This window comes from Pseudomonas sp. P4_C3 (genome assembly GCF_056402075.1).
Genome location: NZ_JBFUIC010000562.1, coordinates 1 through 1,772 on the forward strand (window position 1 = coordinate 1; position 1,772 = coordinate 1,772).

A 1,772-nucleotide genomic window follows, 5' to 3' on the forward strand; every position below is an offset into this window, starting at 1 on the left:
AAAGTACTCCAAGCACCACTAGGGCTTTTGGGGAGTGCTATTGCACAAGTTTACTTGGCACGCGGACCAAGTGAACATAGAGAAGGGAACCTAGCGGAATTCACTTCTAAAACACTGAATGGTCTTATCAAGAGTGGTGCCGGACCGCTTATATTCGCAGGGATTGTGGCTCCAGATATTTTTTCGCTTGTGTTTGGCGAAGAGTGGCGTCGTGCCGGCGTTCTAGCAGCATGGATGACTCCATGGATAGTCTTTCAGTTTATATCCTCGCCAATATCAATGGTTATGCACATAGTCAATCGCCAGCGCCTGATGCTTGGCTTGACATTGTGGGGGTTATTTCTTCGAGTCGGAAGTGTTGCGGCCGCGGTCTATCTGGACTCTGCTTATGTTTCTGAGTGTTATGCGCTGTCTGGCGCTGTTTTCTATATTGTGTGCTTTAGAGTGTTTACTGCTCAAGCAGGAGTCGGAGGCCTTAAATATATATCTACAATGAAGGGCTCCATCCCGTTGATCTGTGGCTGGGCCACACTTGGCATTACATTTTCATATATCTTTAACAAACTCAATTAATGCTATAAAAATTAAACCCATCCCAACTCGAGTCAAGCAAAAGCCTTATTTTTCGTCATGCGGAAATTTTATTTTATCGTCCTGAGCTGAGGTTCAAGCAACATCAATAATTCAGCATATAGGTTTCCTATTATGTGGATGAGCCAAGTCGTTATGGATTTGGCTCTGCCAAGGGAGTAGTACGTGGCATGGCTGGCCATGCAGCGCTCTGCTGGTGCCTTGGGCATGCTTCAACAGTCGCACAACTGCATCCAGTTGATCCAGTTAACACCTTCGACTGGATCAAGAATGCCTCCGAGTGTCATGGTTTGGTCAGTACTTCCTCTGTGGCCGCACCGCCCCCGAGTAAAGACGCTGACTATGAGCCTGAACACCCGGCAAACCGCAAACTGATGCGCCGTATTCACTCAAGTGGCCATGAGGTCGGTTTGCACCGCGGTCACAACACGTATCAAACCCCAGAGGCGATCATTGCAGAAGCCAAGCGCTACGCCTCGTTTGCAAAGAGAACGACGACCAACATATGATCAGGTTTATTTCCGCAGGTAGTTTAGTCTATATATTTTGCTTGGTATTCAGCCCCATTTATATCTATATGACACTAATAGGTACAATGCCCGAGGCTTACCTGTCTTTGCTTTTTGCAAGCACGCTGGCAGTGACCGTCTTTTCTGAAAAGGCAAGATATATAAAAAAAACAATATTCTCTAGGGAAAACAGAGCACCTGTAATAGTAATTGCTCTATTTCTTGCATACATCCTAATTACTCAGCTTGTTTATTTCTCTCTTGGCGACAGAAACGACAATCTTGGCAGAAGTTTATTTTTATTTAATTTTACATATTTCATTTATTACATTGTCTGGCTGATTTGCGGAATCTATATTGGCAAATTGATAATCAAACATGACAATGAAAGCCTCTTGACTGCAGCTTGGCTGGCAATAACCATCTTTCACCTATCGAACATCAGCCCTGATGGATTAAAAATAGATTTATCAAAAATTCCAAAGGAATCCATAGGCATTTACCTAGGACTTTCCGATGCATATGCAATAATTTCAATAATAGCTATTGGCTCTAGCAAAAATATTCTAAAATCAACTTCAATTCTAGCTGCCAGCCTCTTCATGCTATTCACACTACAATCAAGATCATCAATGGCGTGCACCCTATTTTCCGCAGTTTTAGGTTATACAC

At 43.5% G+C, this 1,772-nt stretch carries 2 protein-coding genes and 1 pseudogene; all 3 read left to right on the forward strand.

The window, feature by feature from the left end; genetic code table 11:
• Positions 1 to 573: pseudogene (locus tag AC1DVH_RS30640) on the forward strand (hypothetical protein); the annotation flags it as partial.
• Positions 574 to 761: 188 nt separating this feature from the next.
• Complete coding sequence (locus tag AC1DVH_RS30645) at positions 762 to 1,100, forward strand: hypothetical protein (RefSeq protein ID WP_477756950.1); 339 nt, start codon at positions 762 to 764, stop codon at positions 1,098 to 1,100.
• Positions 1,097 to 1,772 (forward strand): hypothetical protein (locus AC1DVH_RS30650; protein WP_477756951.1); only part of this gene is annotated, 676 nt, incomplete at its 3' end. The genes AC1DVH_RS30645 and AC1DVH_RS30650, both read left to right, overlap by 4 nt.

What these genes read in the sequence shown, in the direction of transcription:
- AC1DVH_RS30645 (WP_477756950.1), top strand. Translation starts at nt 762, where the DNA reads ATGGCTGGCCATGCAGCGCTCTGCTGGTGCCTTGGGCATGCTTCAACA.